Here is a 1440-nt window from a genome sequence, read left to right on the forward strand (position 1 = left end):
ATGTGCAGGAACTGTTAGGGCACTCAGATGTCAGTACCACCATGAATGTCTATGCCCACTCTACAAGAAAAGCCAAGCGGGAATCTGCAAAGTTACTTGATAAAGTGGCAGGCAACGACTAAATAAAACTTTCCCTTATTTCCCTTACGATTATCTCATAAGGGCAAAAATAAGGGAAAATACATATCATTTCACTAATGAATAGGCTAAAAAGCCTGTAAAATAGGGAAAGTTATAAAAATATTTCGGCAAACTGGAATTGTTCAAGCTTTTCAAATACTAACGTCCTTAATTCTGTTCAATAATTGATTTATAGTAGTTACCAAAGTCAGCAAGTGAATTAACAATTGGAAGCATTTTTGTTCCGAGTTCCGTTAAGCCGTATTCAACTCTCGGTGGCTGCTCATGGTAATCGTGGCGATATGCCAGCCCATCACTCATCATTTGTCTTAAACTATCTGTCAAAACCTTTTGTGAAATACCATCTATACTTCGTTGTAGCTCATTGAATCTCCATGGACGCTCTTTTAAGTTACGCAAAATCAGCAGTTTCCATTTTCCTCCGATAAGAGATACTGCTGTTGCAACTGGGCATTCCGGTAATTCTTCTTTTGCTCGCATAATTCTCACCTCCGAGTCTATTGTAACACATTCATTTTTGAGTGTACAGTTACAAAAAGGTGCGTACTTGTTTTTGTATGTGTCTCACACTATACTAATACCAAGCAACCAGAAACTACAAATTAACTATGGAGGTTATTATGGCAAATTACACAAAAACAACTATTGGAAAGGAAAACCGAATTGAGCTGCATGAAAAGTTGTCTTTAACAGGTGCAGAAATCAGTTTAAACGAACTACCTGCAGGAGCAAATGTCCCATTTGTTCATTCTCATAAAGAAAATGAAGAAATCTATGGAATTCTTTCAGGTAACGGCAAAGCCATAATTGATGGAGAAGAAATTAGCCTTTCAACTGGAGACTGGCTAAAAATCGCACCTACTGCAAAGCGTCAGTTTTTTGCATCCGATATTTCTGGAATTACTTATATCTGCATTCAGGTAAAAGAAAATTCCCTGGAACATTTTACAGCAGAGGATGCCGTAATCGGCTAATTAAAAGTATTTATTTACTAAAATGCACAGTTCACGATAAGCTAAGAACTGTGCATTTCTTTTTGTTCAATATTACGTTTTCTCAATTTTTCAAACAAGAAGTTATCAGTGATTATCTTTTAGAAAACAGCCAAATACAGCGACGCCAAATCCAAGAACACCTAGGACATATCCCCAAAAATTATTTGTTGTCACAGCAATTCCTAAAGGTATTATTGCAATCCCCAATAACTCAATCTTAATTCCTTTCATCGCAAATACCTTCGTTACAAACTGTTAAGGAAACAATCGGAGTTGGTGTAAACGAAAAAGCAGCCTTGAGTTC

General features: G+C 36.7%; 3 protein-coding genes. 1 reads left to right on the forward strand and 2 read right to left on the reverse strand.

What is annotated here, in order from left to right:
* Window positions 1-288 precede the first annotated feature (288 nt).
* Window positions 289-621: a winged helix-turn-helix transcriptional regulator gene (locus tag G5B11_RS18635; RefSeq protein ID WP_008373705.1), complete on the reverse strand. Its 333-nt coding sequence runs from the start codon at window positions 619-621 to the stop codon at window positions 289-291.
* A 140-nt stretch (window positions 622-761) separates the two neighbouring features.
* Between G5B11_RS18635 and G5B11_RS18640 the strand changes: the two genes are divergently transcribed.
* Complete coding sequence (locus G5B11_RS18640; RefSeq protein WP_020993869.1) at window positions 762-1115, forward strand: cupin domain-containing protein; 354 nt, start codon at window positions 762-764, stop codon at window positions 1113-1115.
* 105 nt (window positions 1116-1220) lie between these two features.
* Here the strand turns inward: G5B11_RS18640 and G5B11_RS18645 are convergent, their stop codons facing one another.
* Window positions 1221-1367, reverse strand: coding sequence for a hypothetical protein (locus G5B11_RS18645; protein ID WP_173729325.1), 147 nt, complete (start codon window positions 1365-1367; stop codon window positions 1221-1223).
* Window positions 1368-1440: the final 73 nt, after the last annotated feature.

Source organism: Blautia glucerasea (assembly GCF_013304385.1).
Lineage (GTDB): Bacteria > Bacillota > Clostridia > Lachnospirales > Lachnospiraceae > Blautia_A > Blautia_A ammoniilytica.

What these genes read in the sequence shown, in the direction of transcription:
- G5B11_RS18635 (WP_008373705.1), bottom strand. Translation starts at nt 621, where the DNA reads ATGCGAGCAAAAGAAGAATTACCGGAATGCCCAGTTGCAACAGCAGTA.
- G5B11_RS18640 (WP_020993869.1), top strand. Translation starts at nt 762, where the DNA reads ATGGCAAATTACACAAAAACAACTATTGGAAAGGAAAACCGAATTGAG.
- G5B11_RS18645 (WP_173729325.1), bottom strand. Translation starts at nt 1,367, where the DNA reads ATGAAAGGAATTAAGATTGAGTTATTGGGGATTGCAATAATACCTTTA.